Source organism: Aureibacillus halotolerans (assembly GCF_004363045.1).
In the GTDB taxonomy this organism is placed as follows: Bacteria; Bacillota; Bacilli; order Bacillales; family DSM-28697; genus Aureibacillus; species Aureibacillus halotolerans.
Window position 1 is genome coordinate 78,846 of the sequence record NZ_SNYJ01000005.1, and the last position, 17,590, is coordinate 96,435.

Annotated in this window: 19 protein-coding genes; 16 read left to right on the top strand and 3 right to left on the bottom strand. The window is 47.2% G+C overall.

The genetic code is table 11. The features are described from left to right. Positions 1-224 precede the first annotated feature (224 nt). From moaA to mobB, 6 genes are read left to right on the top strand one after another with little or no spacing between them, the layout of a single operon-like run. On the top strand, positions 225-1,235 hold the full coding sequence (moaA, locus tag EV213_RS07690; protein ID WP_133579936.1) for a GTP 3',8-cyclase MoaA: 1,011 nt from the start codon (positions 225-227) through the stop codon (positions 1,233-1,235). Between the two features lie 18 nt (positions 1,236-1,253). Next, entirely contained in the window at positions 1,254-2,255 is a 1,002-nt protein-coding gene (locus tag EV213_RS07695) for a ThiF family adenylyltransferase (protein WP_133579937.1), read from the top strand. Between the two features lie 5 nt (positions 2,256-2,260). Next, on the top strand, positions 2,261-3,562 hold the full coding sequence (locus EV213_RS07700) for a molybdopterin molybdotransferase MoeA (RefSeq protein WP_424923033.1): 1,302 nt from the start codon (positions 2,261-2,263) through the stop codon (positions 3,560-3,562). A 13-nt stretch (positions 3,563-3,575) separates the two neighbouring features. Then, positions 3,576-4,049 carry a molybdenum cofactor biosynthesis protein MoaE gene (locus tag EV213_RS07705; RefSeq protein ID WP_133579938.1) on the top strand — a complete coding sequence of 158 codons (474 nt, stop codon included), beginning with the start codon at positions 3,576-3,578 and terminating at the stop codon, positions 4,047-4,049. Then, entirely contained in the window at positions 4,046-4,282 is a 237-nt protein-coding gene (gene moaD / locus EV213_RS07710; RefSeq protein ID WP_133579939.1) for a molybdopterin converting factor subunit 1, read from the top strand. The genes EV213_RS07705 and moaD overlap by 4 nt, the downstream gene beginning before the upstream one ends. A gap of 4 nt (positions 4,283-4,286) precedes the next feature. Continuing rightward, positions 4,287-4,805 (top strand): molybdopterin-guanine dinucleotide biosynthesis protein B, encoded by a 519-nt coding sequence (gene mobB, locus EV213_RS07715; protein ID WP_166639208.1) that lies wholly within the window; start codon positions 4,287-4,289, stop codon positions 4,803-4,805. Here mobB and EV213_RS07720 read toward each other — a convergent pair. Beyond that, positions 4,749-5,471: a Crp/Fnr family transcriptional regulator gene (locus tag EV213_RS07720; RefSeq protein WP_243740028.1), complete on the bottom strand. Its 723-nt coding sequence runs from the start codon at positions 5,469-5,471 to the stop codon at positions 4,749-4,751. The genes mobB and EV213_RS07720 overlap by 57 nt on opposite strands. Before the next feature lie 101 nt (positions 5,472-5,572). On the opposite strand from EV213_RS07720, the gene mobA reads away from it, so the two are divergent. The 4 genes from mobA to modB are packed head-to-tail and all read left to right on the top strand — an operon-like array spanning position 5,573 to position 8,084. After that, positions 5,573-6,154, top strand: coding sequence for a molybdenum cofactor guanylyltransferase (mobA, locus tag EV213_RS07725; RefSeq protein WP_133579942.1), 582 nt, complete (start codon positions 5,573-5,575; stop codon positions 6,152-6,154). A gap of 2 nt (positions 6,155-6,156) precedes the next feature. Then, entirely contained in the window at positions 6,157-6,666 is a 510-nt protein-coding gene (locus EV213_RS07730; protein WP_133579943.1) for a MogA/MoaB family molybdenum cofactor biosynthesis protein, read from the top strand. Beyond that, on the top strand, positions 6,659-7,435 hold the full coding sequence (modA, locus tag EV213_RS07735; RefSeq protein ID WP_133579944.1) for a molybdate ABC transporter substrate-binding protein: 777 nt from the start codon (positions 6,659-6,661) through the stop codon (positions 7,433-7,435). Before EV213_RS07730 ends, modA begins: the two co-directional genes overlap by 8 nt. After that, positions 7,413-8,084, top strand: coding sequence for a molybdate ABC transporter permease subunit (gene modB / locus EV213_RS07740; RefSeq protein WP_424923034.1), 672 nt, complete (start codon positions 7,413-7,415; stop codon positions 8,082-8,084). The genes modA and modB overlap by 23 nt, the downstream gene beginning before the upstream one ends. A 373-nt stretch (positions 8,085-8,457) precedes the next feature. On the opposite strand, the gene EV213_RS07745 is transcribed toward modB, so the two are convergent. Further along, a complete protein-coding gene (locus EV213_RS07745) occupies positions 8,458-8,721 on the bottom strand; it encodes a hypothetical protein (protein ID WP_133579945.1) in 264 nt (87 codons plus the stop codon). 481 nt (positions 8,722-9,202) lie between these two features. On the opposite strand from EV213_RS07745, the gene EV213_RS07750 reads away from it, so the two are divergent. Both EV213_RS07750 and EV213_RS07755 read left to right on the top strand, forming a co-directional pair. Then, positions 9,203-10,186, top strand: a complete 984-nt coding sequence (locus EV213_RS07750; protein ID WP_133579946.1) for a phosphotransferase enzyme family protein — start codon at positions 9,203-9,205, stop codon at positions 10,184-10,186. A 65-nt stretch (positions 10,187-10,251) separates the two neighbouring features. Continuing rightward, positions 10,252-10,716 (top strand): NUDIX domain-containing protein, encoded by a 465-nt coding sequence (locus EV213_RS07755; protein ID WP_133579947.1) that lies wholly within the window; start codon positions 10,252-10,254, stop codon positions 10,714-10,716. A 231-nt stretch (positions 10,717-10,947) separates the two neighbouring features. Here EV213_RS07755 and hmpA read toward each other — a convergent pair whose 3' ends face one another. Beyond that, positions 10,948-12,174, bottom strand: coding sequence for an NO-inducible flavohemoprotein (gene hmpA, locus EV213_RS07760; protein WP_133579948.1), 1,227 nt, complete (start codon positions 12,172-12,174; stop codon positions 10,948-10,950). Positions 12,175-12,502: 328 nt separating this feature from the next. Between hmpA and EV213_RS07765 the strand changes: the two genes are divergently transcribed. The 4 genes from EV213_RS07765 to EV213_RS07780 all read left to right on the top strand — a co-directional run bounded on the left by EV213_RS07765 (position 12,503) and on the right by EV213_RS07780 (position 17,568). After that, positions 12,503-15,145, top strand: coding sequence for a cation-translocating P-type ATPase (locus tag EV213_RS07765; protein WP_133579949.1), 2,643 nt, complete (start codon positions 12,503-12,505; stop codon positions 15,143-15,145). Between the two features lie 156 nt (positions 15,146-15,301). Then, positions 15,302-16,210 (top strand): LysR family transcriptional regulator, encoded by a 909-nt coding sequence (locus EV213_RS07770; protein WP_133579950.1) that lies wholly within the window; start codon positions 15,302-15,304, stop codon positions 16,208-16,210. Between the two features lie 74 nt (positions 16,211-16,284). Continuing rightward, positions 16,285-16,689 (top strand): rhodanese-like domain-containing protein, encoded by a 405-nt coding sequence (locus EV213_RS07775; RefSeq protein ID WP_243740029.1) that lies wholly within the window; start codon positions 16,285-16,287, stop codon positions 16,687-16,689. Between the two features lie 216 nt (positions 16,690-16,905). Further along, positions 16,906-17,568 carry an HAD family hydrolase gene (locus tag EV213_RS07780; RefSeq protein WP_133579952.1) on the top strand — a complete coding sequence of 221 codons (663 nt, stop codon included), beginning with the start codon at positions 16,906-16,908 and terminating at the stop codon, positions 17,566-17,568. The last annotated feature ends 22 nt before the right edge of the window (positions 17,569-17,590 follow it).

A 17,590-nucleotide genomic window follows, 5' to 3' on the forward strand; every position in this document is an offset into this window, starting at 1 on the left:
GCCCCTAGAATGAAAAAGCGAGTCGGAAAAGCACTGAAGCGAGTCCATAATGGGGAAAAGCGAGCCTATAACGGGAGAGAGCGAGCCCAAGTAGAGAAAGCGAGTCAATGAAGACGATATGTAAATATGTTCAATATTCTTACGTAAGAATGTGTGACATAGATCACAGGGGCCGCCCCTGTTTCACGTTATGATAGAGGCAAGAATTGAAGGAGTTGTTACGCATGGCGATACTTACGGATAAGCTCGGGCGACCTTTACAGGACTTGCGTATCTCTGTGATTGATCGGTGTAATTTACGGTGTACGTACTGCATGCCTCGTGACGTGTTCGGAAAAGAGTTTGTGTTTATGCCCAAGGAGCAACTGTTGTCCTTTGAAGAAATTGTGCGTTTGGCAAAATTGTTTCTTTCTCTTGGCGTGAAGAAAATTAGGCTGACCGGCGGGGAGCCACTCCTGCGAAAAGACTTTCCAGAGCTTGTTCGGCAGTTGGCAAAGCTGCCGGGCTTAAAAGACATTGGCCTGACGACGAACGGTGTGCTTCTTGGCGCTATGGCAGAAGAACTAAAACAGGCTGGACTGAAACGGGTGAATGTCAGTTTAGATGCCTTGGACAAAGATGTGCTTTGTACGATCAACGATACAAATGTAGGTCCGGAGCGGATAATTACGAATATGAAGAAGGCGGAAGAGGCTGGGCTAGAGGTTAAGGTGAACATGGTCGTTATGAAGGGCAAAAATGAGCATGAAGTGTTGCCGATGGCTGAGTTTTTCCGTAATGAGGGGATTACACTTCGGTTTATTGAGTTCATGGACGTCGGGCAAACCAATGGCTGGATGTACGACAAAGTGGTCACAAAAAAGGACATGTACGAGATGCTCAATGAACGTTTCGGATTGGAACAAGTCGAATCAAAGGATCGCAGCGAAGTGGCGAAACGCTACCGGTACAAAGGGACCGACGTCGAGGTCGGTTTTATCACCTCTGTATCGGAATCGTTCTGCTCAAGCTGCTCAAGAGCGCGGGTCGCTGCGGACGGAAAGCTATACAACTGTCTATTCGCCTCTGGTGGGCTAGATCTTCGGGAATGGCTTCGCAACGGGGCAACGGATGATGACATACGAGAGGTGCTCATTCAGTCGTGGCAGCAGCGAACCGATCGTTACTCGGATGAGCGGACAGAAGCTACCGCCCGGACAAGGAAGAAAATTGAAATGTCCTATATTGGCGGTTAATACGAAAGGGGAAGCAGCATGGAAAGTCGTTACGCGAGACAGGAGTGCTGGCCTGGCATTGGCCTCGCTGGCCAAGAGCGTATTCGTTCGAAGCATGTCGTGATTATTGGGTGCGGCGCGCTTGGATCAGCAAATGCGGAAGCGCTCACGCGTGCAGGAATTGGCACGCTTACGATTGTGGACAGGGATTACGTCGAATACAGCAATCTCCAGCGACAGCAGCTTTTTACGGAAGAGGATGCTAGAAGAGAAGTGCCAAAAGTCATTGCGGCGAGACAGAAATTGGTCCAGATCAATTCTGAAGTAGTGATTCATGCGCATGTGATGGAAGCAACAGCGACTACCTTGCCGGACATTTTGGAAGGAGTCGATGTCGTCGTCGATGCCACCGACAATCTTGACACACGGCTGCTCTTAAACGACCTGTTGCAGCAAATGGAGATTCCGTGGGTGTTCGGGTCCTGTGCAGGCAGTACTGGCATGAGCTACACTATTCTGCCTGGTCAAACGCCGTGTTTCCATTGTTTGTTTGGTTCAACAGGCGGAGGAGCAACCTGTGGGTCAATGGGTATCATTGGACCAGCCGTACAAATGGTGGTCGCCCATCAGACGACAGAAGTATTGAAGCTCCTCGTCGAAGCTACGTCGGCGCTTCGTTCAAGCTTAGTGACGTTCGACCTTTGGGGGAATCGCTATCATCAATTTAATATGCAGCAGGCTCGTCAGGAAACATGCCCTTCTTGTGGGAAAAAACGAACGTATCCTTATTTGCGAAAACGCCCGATGAAAGCGACGGTGCTGTGCGGCAGAGAGACGGTTCTGATTCGGCGAGGTGAGGCGGTTGACTTAAGTATGCTACGAACAAAACTTCTTGATATGGTGACGAGCGAGAATGAGTTTTTTTTGACCACGGTTTACAATCAAATGCGCCTTGTTTTTTTCAGAGATGGACGCACACTAGTTCACGGCACAAGCTCCGTCACAGAAGCAAAGCGTGCTTACTATCAGTTATTGGGGTGATAAAAGTGCAAGTGGAAAATGGAAAACCTAGACGTCCAATTCAAGTAGGGGAAGCAATGTCTCACGTCATGCGTTTTGCGAGGAAAGGTACAGTCGAGCACATACCGATTGAACAATGTTATGGTCGCCATTTGGGAGAACCGCTGGTAGCAAGTCACCAAGTCCCGCCGTTCAATAAATCGCCGTATGATGGGTTTGCCATTCGAGCTTGTGATACGAGTGAGTGCACACGGGTTCAGCCGAAGCGTTTTGAAGTCATTGGAACGATTGGGGCAGGAGCGCTGTTCGAAGAAACGGTGCAACAATATCAAGCCGTTCGGATTATGACAGGAGCAGCGATTCCTGATGGTTGTGATGCCGTAGTTATGCTCGAGAGAGGTCGCCACTACCATGAAGCGGGGACGGATTTCGTTGATTTTAATTACGTCGTCAAGACAGGTGAAAACATTTCCTTTGCCGGTGAAGACACAGAGGCAGGAGCCGTCCTTGTCACCGAAGGAGAACCCATCAATCCAGGGGTAACCGCTCTGTTGGCGACATTTGGCTACGCTCAAGTTCCTGTTAGCCGCAAACCGACTGTTGGTGTTCTTTCGACGGGAAGTGAGTTGCTGGAGATCGGGGAAGCGATGGAGCCTGGAAAGATCCGAAATAGCAATGCGGCTATGCTGCAGGCGCAAATCCAGAGAGCGGGTGGGGAAGTCATTTATTTTGGCCAATGTGAAGATGACCTGGAGGCTAGTTTATCACGTGTGGAAGCCGCCTTTGAACAGGTGGATATTCTGCTAACCACCGGTGGCGTATCTGTTGGGGATTTTGATTACTTACCCGCCATTTATGAGTGGATGCAGGCGAACGTCCTTTTCAACAAAATAGCGATGCGGCCGGGCAGTGTGACAACTGCCGCCGAGAAGGATGGAAGAATCTTGTTCGGTCTCTCAGGAAATCCATCGGCTTGCTATATTGGCTTCGAGCTTTACGTGTATCCATTGATCAGGTCTTTCCTCCGTTCAGACTCGCCTTATCGCCGTCAAGCACATGCGTTTCTTGGCGCGGATTTTCCAAAAGCGAATCCGTACGATCGGTTTGTCAGAGGGGCGCTTACGATACAAGAAGGTGTCTTGATTGCTACGCCGGTAGGTTTGGATAAATCAAATGTGGTGACCTCGCTTGCCGGAGCGGATTGTCTCATCATGCTCCCGCACGGCACAAAGGGATATGAACGAGGCGCGCAGGTGACGGTGTTTTTATTAGAGGATGAAAAGGGCGCATCACGTAGTGGATTTGAGCAGACAATCGCTATTCATTGAAGGGGGGAGCGGTATGACGAGCGAGATGCATGAAGTAACGAGCGAGCCGCTGCAGTTGGAGCACGTCATTAGAAAAGTGGAGAGCCCGGCAGCTGGAGCGATAACGACTTTTATCGGTACAGTCCGTGAATGGACGAAAGGCAGACGAACGATTTATCTCGAATACCAAGCGTATGTGCCAATGGCTGTTGCGATGCTTGAGCAGATTGGTCATGAGGTTAACACGAGATGGCCAGGAACCAAAGTGGCCATCTCACATCGGATTGGCTCGTTGAACATAGGTGAGGCTGCCGTCATCATCGCTGTTTCTTCGCCACATCGGCGTGTGGCATATGAGGCAAATGCCTATGCGATTGAGCGAATTAAAGACATGGTGCCCATTTGGAAGAAGGAGCATTGGGAGAATGGGGAAAAATGGATTGGAAATCAGGCAGGTACCGTCGTCTACCCAGATGGCCAACCTGAAAAGGAGATGAAACAGACGTGATTAAAATTCTGTTTTTCGCACAGATGCAGGAGACGATTGGTGTTCCCTCGATCAACATGGAGCTACAGGATAATACCGTAGGCGAGCTAAAAGAACGTTTGACTGAAACTTACCCATCATTGTTTGCATCTCAAATGGCCATGGTGGCGGTCAATGAAAACTACGCGACAGAGGAGACAGTCATTCAGTCCGGTGACACGATTGCCTTTATTCCGCCGGTTAGTGGGGGGTGAAGATGTGCAGGTGCTGCAAGTCGTTGGATACAAAAATAGTGGAAAAACAACGCTGGTCGCGAAGTTGGTCGAGTTATTTACCAAAGCAGGCCATCGTGTAGGGGCGCTGAAGCATCACGGTCATGGTGGGCAGCCTGTCGGATGGGTGGACACAGACAGCGCAAAGCAATCTGCCGCTGGTGCCCTATTGTCAGGGGTAGAAGGCGACGGAATTTTACAGCTGGCTGCAACTGCTTGGGACCTGGATACGCTTATTGAGTTGTATCGATTCGCTACCATAGAGCTGTTGATTGTGGAGGGGTACAAGGAGGCAGATTATCCGAAAATTGTCTTGATCCGTAACCAGGAAGACCTTCCGCTTTTGACATCCGTAACGAATTGTAAAGCAATCGTTTCAGCAATCCCCTTGGAGGAAAAGCCTTCCTGTGCAGTCTACAGCTATGAAGAAATGGACCACTGGGTTGCTTCAGTTGATATTGCACACCTCAATCGGGCAATGTTCGCAATTGATTTGCTGTTTTAAATAAGCCATATCTAGGATGAGAATATGATTGTCTTTCGTCATTCGAATGGCGCCCTGCTTCCGCAACTCAGAGAGCATTCGGTTTACACTTTCTCGCGTCGCGGCGCAAAACTTCGCCAACTCTTGATTCGTAAGGCTGAGATTGATGCGAATTCCTTCGGCTGTTTCCGTCCCGTAGCTATTCGCCAGCCGGATTAATGTGGAATAAAGCGCGCCTTTTTTGCCGTTCAATAATAGATCCCGAATTTTGGACTGGAATTTCCGCATATGATTGTTGACCCATTTTAGATATTCAAGCGTCAGAGACCCATTACTCATTAAGGCCTCCTCCAATAACTTTGTCTTAATCACAAAGACTTCACCCGACTCGATAACGAGAGAGCTTAAAAGGTACGTCGGCTGTTCACCAAACAACGTCAGCTCTCCGAAAATGTCTTCTTTTTTGCAAATACGGAGGATCATTTCTTTTCCATCTGAAGTCAACTTATTGATTTGGATAAGGCCACTTTTCAGAATATAAATTTCATCTGCCTTATCACCTTCGTGGAACAAATACGTATCCTTCTCAATTTTGCGTTCGGTACCAAGTCGATAAAGCAAATCGCGAAGCTCAGTGGATAAGTTAAATGTTTTGGCGGTCGGCTGTTCTAAGACACTCGTTTGCACGTCGATCATCTCCTTTTAGCCAATCTCTATCTTTATTTTAACATGGATAAAGAATCCTATCGATGAAATTAATTACAATTTAATGACGGGAGAGGGTGCCAATGAAGCTCAACGTTATGGGTGTCGTTCTCGCTGGGGGCTTGTCCAGCCGATTTGGTTCTCCTAAGCCATTTGCAAAGACGCAAGGCAAGTTCTTTTACGAATTTGCGGTTGAGGCGATTTCCTCACTGGTGGATGAAACGATCGTCGTAACGAATGAAGGGTTGCAAGACCAATTCATAAACAGAGGGGTCAGTTGCCTTGTCGATGTATCGATGTTTCGTCAGCAAGGCCCGTTGGCGGGACTGTATACCGCCATGGAACATAGAGAAGCCGATTGGTACATTGTTGTGCCATCCGACTTGCCACGAATGACAACGGCCGTTTTTACTGAGCTTAAAGCGAATGCATGCCCGTCATGCGATGCCATTATTCCGATGGTAAACGAAGTGGCGGAACCATTAGTTGGACTTTACGCCGCACAGGTAAAGCCAGTGATTAAACGTCAGCTAAAGGGCGGAAAACGATCTGTTCATAAAATGCTGAATGAATTACGTGTAAGGTATGTCCGTTTCGATGATGCTGAAGCATTCCAAAACATTAATACCCCGGCGGATTATGAGTGTATGGAGAGGGAGGACTGACAATGAAGACGTCTACGCACCGAGTCGTTCATTGCGCTGTAGTGACCATCAGTGACACAAGGACGACAGACACCGATAGTAGTGGCGGTGCCATGTTGCAAATGCTTGAGAATGCCGGGCATGCGGTGACTCAATACACCATTGTACCCGACGAACACGAGCGAATTGTTCTGGCGCTCTCGACGGCGTTGGAAGACCCAGACGTGCAAATCATTTTGATGAATGGTGGGACTGGCATTTCCCCTAGAGATGTGACCGTAGAAACGGTGCAGCCTTTGTTTGATAAGGAGCTTGTCGGGTTTGGTGAACTCTTTCGAATGCTTAGCTATCACGAGGAGATCGGGTCAGCCAGCCTTCTGTCACGAGCAACGGCGGGTGTGATCAACAATAAGGTCGTCTTTTGCACACCGGGATCGACGAAAGCGGTCAAGCTTGCCATGGAACGATTAATTCTTCCAGAGCTTGTTCATTTAATCAATGAAATTGAAAAGGGAGGAACTAAAAATGAATAAACGTCGTTGGGGTTGTATGATTCTGATTGTTATGCTTTTGCTTACGGCCTGTGGCCAAGCGACCGGTAGCTCTGAAGGACAAGAAGTGGAGCTCACTATTTCCGCAGCTGCGAGCTTGCAAGATTCGTTGGAGGAGATTAAGTCCTTATACGAAAAAGAGCATCCAAATGTACAGCTGAATTTTAATTTTGGCGGATCAGGAGCTCTTCAGCAGCAAATCAGCAAAGGCGCGCCAGTAGATCTGTTTTTCTCCGCAGCGCAAGATAAATTCGAGGTACTTGAGGAAGAAGGCAAAATGTCGTCTGACCATTCGGTAGAGCTACTTCAGAACGAGCTCGTGCTTATTGTTCCAAAAGAAAGTGAGTTGGAGATTGAGAGCTTAGAGGATGCGACAGAGGTAGAAACGTTTGCCATCGGTACGCCGGAAACGGTTCCCGCTGGTGCTTATGCCAAGGAGACATTTACGGCTATGCAGCTTTGGGAAGAGATTGAGCCTTATGTTGTGTTTACGAAAGACGTGCGGCAAGTATTGCAGTATGTCGAGACAGGCAATGCCGAGGCAGGGATGGTGTATAAAACCGATGCACTCTCTTCTGACAGTGTAGAAGTTGCTGCATCTGCTCCGGCAGACACTCATACGCCAATCGTTTATCCCGTCGGTGTCACCGAGGATGCACCGAACAAAGAAACAGCGATCGAATTCTATGAATTTCTCCAAACAGACGAAGCCCTAGAGGTTTTCCAGGATGATGGATTCACTGTCTCCTGAGGTCTTCTGGACACCGGTTTGGTTATCCGTTAAAATCGCTGCCTCTGCGGGGATCATCGTTATCATTTTAGGCACCTTGGTAGGACGGTTTATGGCCAACAAGCGGTTTAAAGGGAAAGCGGTCGTTGAAACGATCTTAATGCTTCCCATCGTGCTGCCTCCAACGGTTATTGGGTTCTTGTTGTTAATGGTCTTCGGGAAGACCAGCTGGCTTGGCGGCATGATCGAATGGCTGTTTCAGCAGCAGGTCATTTTCACCTGGGTCGCAGCTGTTATCGCTGCAACAGTCGTTGCTTTTCCATTGATGTATCATGCGGCGAAGGTCGGGTTTCAAGGCGATATTCAGGCGGCAGAAGAAGCGGCAAGTATTGATGGGGCAGGGCGGTGGCAAACGCTCTGGTTTGTGTCTATCCCGCTAGCGAAGCATGCATTGCTTTCAGGGGCCATACTGGCAGTGGCTCGATCACTCGGGGAATTTGGCGCGACCTTCATGTTTGCCGGAAACATCCCCGGAAAAACGCAGACCATTCCAACCGCCATTTATATCGCGTTGTATGCAGGAGATATGAAGTTGGCTTGGTTATGGGTGCTAATGATCATTGCGTTGTCCTTTGTTATGCTTTTATTGGTTCGTCGGAATGATGCGTAGATGGCGTAGGGTAGGGAAGGGCAGATGTAATAAGGAGAGGCCTTGGGATGGCAGCAGCGAAGGATGGGAAAAGCAAAGCGAGTCGGTATGACCTGAAAGCGAGCCCTAAAGTGGCAAAAGCGAGCCGTGATGGACTAAAAGCGAGACCATAACGTCAAGAAGCGAGCCAATCAGAAGAAAGCGAGCCAATCAGAAGAAAGCGAGCCTTCAACTTGTGGAAGCGAGCCCAAAACTCTCAATAGCGAGCCTTCGCAAACCTGAAGCGAGTCGTTAATGTGCGGGAGCGAGCCTAAGGCAGTTTTGGCATATCTTAAAAGAAGGAGAGCCCCTCCGAAGTCCAAGTTGTGACCTCGATGGTGCCCTCCCGTTTCACTTAAAGCAATCCTCTGTAAAAGTCTCTTATCTCCTGCTTCATTCCTTCAATAAGCTTCTGTTCTGACCATGGAAACCCGAGATTATGTGTTTTCATTGTGCACATTCCACAGGAACAGTGAATTTTCCCTTTGTGAAGCCTTCCAAATTGATTGTCCTTCACGTGCCATTCCGTCTTTTTCACGATCTTTCGCTTCCGCTGAATCACTCTTTGTCTGTGATGCCGATAATAGGCACGAGTACGGTTAAACGGTTTTGCTGACAATTTCCCTCACGCTCCCTGGATTAGAGGCTCAGCCCGTAACAACTCCAGGAAAAGTACGCTGCTACAGGCTAAGCATAAGGGAAACCATTCTCATATGACACATTGTTTTCCACTTCCTTTCTCTATGTTTAGTTGTAGCATAGTTTGGTGGTTTTTGTGAATTATATGGAAAAATATCTCGATAAAGTTTGACGCCATAAAAGAGAAATGATAAAATTTTCATAATACTTAAGAAGGGAGTGAGATGTAGCAATGACAAACGAAATGAAGAGACCCCTGGAAAAGAAATCGATTGCCTCTCACTCAGACGGATTGTTTTGAAACGTATGAAATGAGAATAAAGCTTTTAGCTGAGCCACAGGGTGATTTTCTTCCCTGTGGCTATTTTTTATGTAAAGGCATCCTGAAAACGGCTCGAGATTTCAATCCAGTGGCTCTTCTCCACTCAATTCTAACTGAAAAATGAGGAGCTGGGACGAAGATGCTGAAGCTGAAATACTTGTTTCACAACGTAGATTTAGCGGAGATGTTAGTAAAGAATTGGGCATTTGATGAGGATTCGCTTGAGATGTTTACGTATTATCGAATATCCTCAAATGCGATTTATCCGTTTCGTGACAAAGGTGATACACATTTTTTAAGATTTGCCCCACAGACGGAGAAGAATCGAGACCATTGGTTCGCCGAGCTAGATTTTATTTCTTACCTACGTTCAAAACACTATGGCGTGTTAGAAACGGTCTTGTCACTTAAAGGAGAAAAACTGGTGGAGATGCAGACGCCATGGGGCGACTATTATGCGTCTGTATTTAAGCAGGTCGCCGGTGTCCAGATGAACGAGACAGACTTACGAGGTGACATTATTTTTAGTTATGGGAAAGCGTTAGGTCGACTCCATCAATTATCGAATACCTATCTACCAAAAATGCATAAGTGCTGGTCCTACCATGATGTGCTCCATTGGGTGGAAACGACCTTAAAGGAATTTCCACAAGAAACGTTAGCCATAAAGGAAGCTGAAATTCTCAAAGACTATTTTGACTCTCTACCAAAGACGAAAAGCAATGTTGGGTTGATTCACTATGATTTTGAATTCGATAATGTTTTTTATGATGAAGCGTCGAATACTTGCAACGTCATTGATTTTGACGATGCAATGTATCATTGGTATATTATGGACGTTGAGCGAGCGCTTGATAGCCTACAGGATTGCATCCCACCGGAACGTTTTGAAAAGAAAAAGCAATGCTTTTTGGAAGGCTATCGTACGGAATATGACGTCTCGGATGAGGAAATGTCTCTATTGCCAGCCTGCAGCCGCTTCGCCAACCTCTATAAATATACTCGCGTCTTACGCTCCGAAGAGGAAACGTGGGACAATGAACCCCACTGGGTCGTGCAATTGAGAGAGGCATTGAGGAAGCATAAGCTCGCTGCTGCGACTAGCTTTGGCACGGAGCTTTAAAACCAGAGCAGAGTTTCTTTATTAAAAAATAAGGCTCAACATTTAGAAAAAGGAGCAAGACTACCATGAACATACGAAACTCAGCAAAAGCATTAATCATCAGAGATAACCAGATTCTATTGACCAAAAACGTCGACACAGATGGGGTGTTTTACCTCTTCCCTGGAGGAGGCCAGGAGCACGGAGAAACGCTAAACGAAGCGCTCAAAAGAGAGTGTGTGGAGGAGATTGGGCAAAACGTCAGGGTTGGCGAATTGCTCCATCTCCGTGAATACATTGGCAAGAACCATGAATTTGCTTCGTTTGACGTCAATGTGCATCAGGTCGAATTTTATTTTGAATGTGAGCTTGCTAACGAGCCATGGAATGAACAGCCGCCGATAGCTCCAGATGACCATCAGGTAGGGGTTGAGTGGGTATCGATCCAGCAGCTTCATGCGTGTAGACTCTATCCTGAAGCGCTTAAACAGTACATCACAAAGCGTCTTCATGGAGGTTCTGTGCCTGTTTATTTGGGCGATGTAAATTGACTTGAGAGCTTCTATTCATAAGGAGGCGATTGTTAGACCATGGAAAAGGAACAAATAGGACCGTGCGCCCGATGCGGAAGAACCGTGTATTGCAATGGAGGTATCGTAGAAGGCACGCTTCTAGAGAATCGGACGCTGCTCTGTGTGACGTGTACAATTGAGGCGAAGTCAGAGCAGAACGATAGTGGTTCGTAAGGTAGCTAACGCTCACGGCCAATGACGCTCAACTCGTTAAGCAGTAATGTCCTCGGCGGGTCCGAAAATTTCAAAGTGAATATCCGTAGTGGGCACATTCTTTTTTTTCAAAGCAAGGTAAATGTCCTTCATAAAGCCTTTAGGTCCACAGAAATAATAGGATGCAGGAGATGCTGGCAACACCTGTTGGAGCCAAGCATCATCAATTCTGCCTTGCTTGTCGAAAATATCCTTTTCTTCGGGCTGGGCGTAAACAGTATACGCTGTGACGTTTGATCGTTCTTTCGCAATCGTGCGAACCCTATCCTTCATGGCATGTTGTGTCCCTGTATGCGCAGCGTGGATAAAGAGCACTTGTCGCTCTGGCTGTTTTTCAATGACCGTCTCCAATATGCTCATGAGCGGCGTCAATCCAACACCTCCACTGATTAGCACAAGCGGTTTGGTTTCTTGGTGCTGAAGCGTGAATTCTCCAGATGGGGCACTAAGAGGAAGAATGTCGCCCTCTTGAACATGCCTGTGAAGGTAAGTAGAAACGATCCCCGATGGACATTGATCGCTCCCATCTTCTCTTTTCACACTGATGCGGTAATACGCTTTGTCTGGTGCATCAGATAAGCTGTACTGGCGCAGTTGCGTAAACGATTGACCTTCAATATGAGCCTTCACGGTAATGTATTGCCCAGGCTCGAAGGCTGCAACAGGTCCATCGTCTGTGGGCTTTAGATAAAATGACGTAATGACATCGCTCTCCTTTCTCTTTTTGATGACCGTAAAATCACGGAACCCTTCCCAGCCGCCTACCTGAACTCGTTTTTGTGTATACATCTCCTTTTCAATGAAAATAAAAATGTTAGCGATGACTCCGTACGCTTTTGCCCACGCATCCAAGATAGTGTCGTCCGCCGCGGCGCCCAAGACTTCTTTGATCGCTCCTAACAAGTAATGCCCGACAATTGGGTATTGCTCAGGACGAATATTAAGGCTCGTATGCTTTTGAGCGATCTGTTTCACATGAGGAAGAATGGTGTCCAACTGATCAATATTTGCCGCCGCCGCGTAAACCGTTTGGGCTAACGCCCTCGGCTGAGCCCCTTTACTTTGGTTCGTTTGGTTGAAGATATGATTCAATTCAGGGTGCCCTGTTAACATTCGTTTATAAAACGTTTTCGTAATCTCATTTCCATGTGCTTGCAGTACGGGTACCGTTTGTTTAATCACAGCAATGGTTTTTTCATCCAAGACCTGATTTGAATTCTCCAAAATGCTCTCCCTTTCTTAAAGAAGTATTTTAAATACATCTTTATTGTACGGCGAACAATAACGGGAAAGAAGAGATACATTTGACAGATTTGTGAAAGTGATCACAAGGAACGACGCAGAGTGATCAAAGCCTCCTAATGATCAAATTTACACAAAGAGAACCAGCTCTGCTCTTGAAAGTCGGAACGATACCAAAAAAACCTTGTTTACTTGCTAGGTTAAAACGGGTACTAAAAGTGGAGAAATGATGTTTTTTATGGAAAAATATACATAACACTTTGATCCACTCAAAATGCGTGGGGAAAATTCACAAACAAGGAGCACGAGGATGGAATTTTACCAGCAAAGCAAAGAGGATGTACTTAACAAAATTGACGCGAGTGAAGGAGGGCTTTCCGGCGCTGAGGCAAAAACACGCCTAGAACGCGATGGCTATAATGAGATCGCGGACAAGGAAAAAGTACCGACGTGGAAGCTTTTTATCAATACGTTTAAAGATCCAATGGTCGTTGTCCTGTTGGCCGTGGCCATCATTCAAGTGGTTCTTGGCGAACTCGTCGAATCGCTCGTTATTTTCCTTGTATTACTGCTGAATTCTGTAATTAGCGTCGTCCAGACGAGAAAGGCAGAGAGCTCTCTTGATGCCTTGAGAGACATGTCCGCCCCAGAGGCAACGGTGCTACGGGACGACACGAAAAAATCGATTGCGGCAAGAGAACTGGTGCAGGGGGACATTGTGTTTTTGGAAGCGGGCGATTATATCCCTGCGGATGGCCGTGTGTTAGAAAGCAACGCACTGAAGGTCAATGAAGGCATGCTCACGGGGGAATCGGAAGCTGTTGAGAAAACGACAGACCCTGTTGAAGGCGAAGTGGCTTTAGGCGACCGCATTAATCTCGTCTTTAGTAGCTCTCTAGTCGTCAACGGTCGTGGAACTTTCGTCGTGACTGGCACCGCCGAGAGCACGGAAGTTGGTAAAATTGCTGAGCTGATCAATACGGCGGAAGAAAAAGCAACGCCATTGCAGCGCAAGCTAGATAGCTTTAGTAAAAAGCTTGGTCTCGGCATTCTTGTGCTATGTGTGTTGATTTTTGCTGTGCAAGCCGCACGTATTTGGTTCGGTGGTGGAGAAGGCGACACAACGACGGCCTTGCTGGATGCGCTCATGTTCTCTGTGGCGGTGGCAGTTGCAGCCATCCCAGAAGCACTGCAGTCCATTGTAACGATTGTTCTTTCGGTTGGCACAAACAAAATGGCAAAGCAGCACGCCATTATTCGTAAGCTGCCAGCTGTAGAAACCCTTGGTTCAACGAGTGTCATTTGTACGGATAAGACAGGGACACTAACGCAGAACAAGATGACGGTGACCAATCATTTTATCCCTAATCAAAAGCGAGAGCGATTGCCAGACAGTAAGGATGAATGGAACGAATCTGAGCGCTTGTTAGTGTACATAGCGGCATTAGCGAATGACTCCTACATTAATAAAGACGATCAAGAAGTTGGAGACCCAACGGAGGTTGCACTCATCAACTTCGCGAACAAACATGATCACGATTACGAGGAACTTCGGTCGACGTATGAGCGAGAAGCTGAAATTCCATTTGATTCAGACCGCAAGCTAATGTCCTCGGTGCACACCATCGATGGAGAGCGCTTTATGCTGACAAAGGGTGGGCCTGATGTCATGTTTAAGCGGGCTTCCTATGTGCTTGTGGACGGAGACGAACAGTCTTTTGATGACGATCACGCAGGGTATTTTGCAGAGGCGAATGAGAATTTCTCAAACCAGGCCTTGCGTGTGCTCGCATACGGGTACAAACGCTTGCCTGATGGAAAAACGGATATTGATGTTGACGACGAGCACGAACTCGTTCTCGTCGGGTTAACAGCGATGATGGATCCGCCTAGAGAAGCCGTGTATGGCTCGATTGAAGAGGCGAAAAAAGGCGGCATTCGTACCATTATGATTACAGGCGATCATAAAACGACCGCTCAAGCCATTGGTCGTGATATTGGTTTGATGGAGAAGGATGACCTAGCCGTTACAGGCCAAGAACTCGATGCGATGTCAGAGGAAGAGTTAGAGAAGAAGCTCGACCATATTTCTGTCTATGCGCGTGTATCGCCTGAGAATAAAATTCGTATCGTGCGTGCGTGGCAGAAACGTAATACGGTCACAGCGATGACAGGAGACGGTGTCAATGATGCCCCTGCCTTGAAGCAAGCGGATATTGGTATTGCGATGGGAAGTGGGACCGACGTAGCGAAGGACTCCTCAGCGATGGTCTTGACGGATGACAATTTCGTCTCCATTGTTAATGCCGTTCAGGTGGGAAGAACCGTCTTTGATAACATTAAGAAAGCGATTGGCTATTTGTTCGCCGGAAACCTCGGGGCGATTATTGCCATTCTCTATGCGGTGACATTCAATTTGCCAAATCCATTTACGGCATTGCAGCTCCTGTTTATTAACCTTGTCAATGACTCGCTTCCAGCCATTGCGCTAGGGATGGAAAAATCGGAGCCCGACGTGATGAAACGTAAGCCACGTTCGCTGGATGAAGGCATCTTTGCAGGTGGCACAATGACTGCGGTGCTTATAAGGGGTGTATTGATTGGGATTGCTGCAATCGTCTCCCTTTATATTGGTCTTGCCGAATCAACGGAGATGGGCGTAGCGATGGCCTTTACGACATTGATTCTTGCCCGTACGCTGCAAACCTTTGCGGCGCGCTCCAACACACGCACAGCGTTTGGTGCCAACTTTTTTGGCAATAAATACGTGCTCGGTGCTGTCGTTCTTGGTTTTGTGTTGTATGGCATCACCATCCTGCCGTTCACGAGAGACATCTTCAGCATCCCTGCTGAATTTGGTTTCATGGACTGGTTGATTGCCACAGGCTTGTCTGTAGCAGCAGTTGTCTTGATGGAAGTTATTAAGGTGATTTCAAACCGGAAAGCGGCGTAAAAAGAAAAGAATGAAAGGCCCCAAGCGTTGCGCGACAATGCTTGGGGTTTTTTACGCGATTCATCAAAGTATTGAAGAAGTGGATTGGCTGACGGAAAGGTGCAAACGTCTTTTTCAGAATTAGTTTGGTATGATAATACGTGGAGGCTGATGAACGTGGAATTTACGTATATGAAGACGTTTCTAGAGGTCGAAAAGCAAGGCAGCTATACGAATGCTGCATCTACATTGGGGTATGCCCAATCGAGCGTAACCGCGCATATTCAAAAGCTTGAAGCTGCGTATGGCATTGTTCTTTTTGAGCGATTTGGACGGAACATGAGGCTCACGTCTGCAGGAAGGCTTTTGCTCCCTTATGCACAGGACATTGTCCGTCTTCATAAGGAATCGCTGGAAAAGGTCGCTGGTCAGACGAATGGTTCCATTTCCATCGGTACTGTGGAATCAGTGGCAGCTTTTTATCTCCCTGCGTTCTTGCAAGCCTTTCGAAACAACTGGCCGCACGTGAGTATTTCCGTCGAGCCATTGCAAGAAAAACAGATTCTCGCTGCCATTAAAAACGGCACGCTAGACATAGGGTTCATTCTTGACCCTCCCGGTGTCCATGAAGGTCTTCAATGCGTACAACTTCGAAGGGAGCCCCTAATGATCGTCACACGTCCGGATCATCGTTTCAAAGATAAGCAGGAACTGACTGTCTTTGATTTAGACAATGAACCTCTCATCTTAACCGAGGAAGGGTGTACGTACCGAGCTATGCTGCTTCAGGGAATGGCGGAGGCAAACGTCCGATGTGTCATTTCTTATGAGCTTGGCAGCCTTCATGCCATGAAGCAAAGCATTCAACAAGGATCTGGCGTCGCACTACTTCCGCAGATGGTCGTTGAAGAAGAGCTTCAGCAACACCGTCTGATTGCTACTCCCTATGTCCACCCAATGAATCATTTTTATATTCAAATGGTGTATGCGAAAAATAAATGGGTGTCGGACGCTTTACGAGCGTTTCTTGATATGTTCCCTCCAGAACCTATCGACCAGACTGATGGAATGTATCAAAAAGAGTAGATAACGGTGCAGAAGGATTGCGTGGTACGATGCTTTTACAAGGTGCTATCGTCACCGTTTTAGGAGGGATATGCGTGAACCAATCGCAAGTATCGTATGTACCGTTTGCAGATCCAAAGCTCACAAATCAACACTATAGTAACAGGCTGGCGGTTGAAACAGACGTTAGCGACGTTCAACATGACTTGGAGCATGGTGTTGAAAACTTTGTTCTCCTCGATGTGCGATCTAAACAACATTATGACGAATGCCATGCGAAGGGTGCTATTCATCTGTCGTACCATGAAATGAATGAAGCAACGCTGGCTCCTTATGGGAAGGATACGCTGTTTGTTGTGTATTGCTGGGGGCCTCAGTGCAACGCTGCTACAAAAGGCGCCGCTCGACTATCTGAGCTAGGATTTAAAGTAAAAGAAATGCTCGGAGGCATCGAGTATTGGCGAAAGGCTTCCGGCCCGGTGGAAGGGAGACTAGTCTAGTAGGCTGTGCGCACTGATGAACGCGATAGTAAAATTGGCGGGCTTCTTAATTGTAGAAGCCTTTTTTTGTGTTGTTTTGGGCATTGCAAAGAGGATTTAAAAGATGAATTGAAGAAGGAGACAAATAGAAGAATGAAAGCCATTGTTTGTAAAATCGCCTTAGTTGGATGCACATCGAGAATAATAATAATTATTTAAGAGGGGGAGTGGAGGCATTTGGTTCAAGCGATCTTTTTCGACTTGTTTCAAACGCTTGTTACAGAATGGGATGGTGGCAGGAAGCGGACGTCGTATTCCGTCGAAGAGCTAGGTTTGGAGCCCGCTGTTTATCGTCAGGCTTGGAGAGAAAGACAAGAGCAGCGCATGGATGGCACCTTTTCAAGTCATCAAGATGTCTTAAGAGATATATTGAAGGCGTATGGAAAAGACGTGGATGGAGGAGTCATCGACCTCATTCACCAAAGGCGTGTTGACGCAAAGGCACTCGTGTTTGATGACATAGATGAGCGTCTTTTAAAGACCTTGAAGCAGGTAAAAGCACAAAAGATCAAGCTAGGTGTAATTAGCAATTGCTCACCAGAAGAAGTAGAGGGATGGGCTTCGAATCCATTTGCACAGCTGTTTGATAATGCCGTGTTTTCGTGTGATGTGAAGCAGGCAAAGCCTGATAAATCGATCTATCTTACTGCTTGCCGTAATCTCAACGTAAGACCTCATACGTCCCTGTTTATCGGCGATGGCGGGTCAAACGAGCTTCAGGGAGCAAGTGATGCAGGGTTGACACCTTACCAAGCGACGTGGTTTTTGCCTCCAGAACACCAAGGGAATCATGGCTTTCCAAAGCTAAACGAACCGAGTGAGATTATGGCGTTGGTATAAGGACGTAAGAGTGGGTCACAAG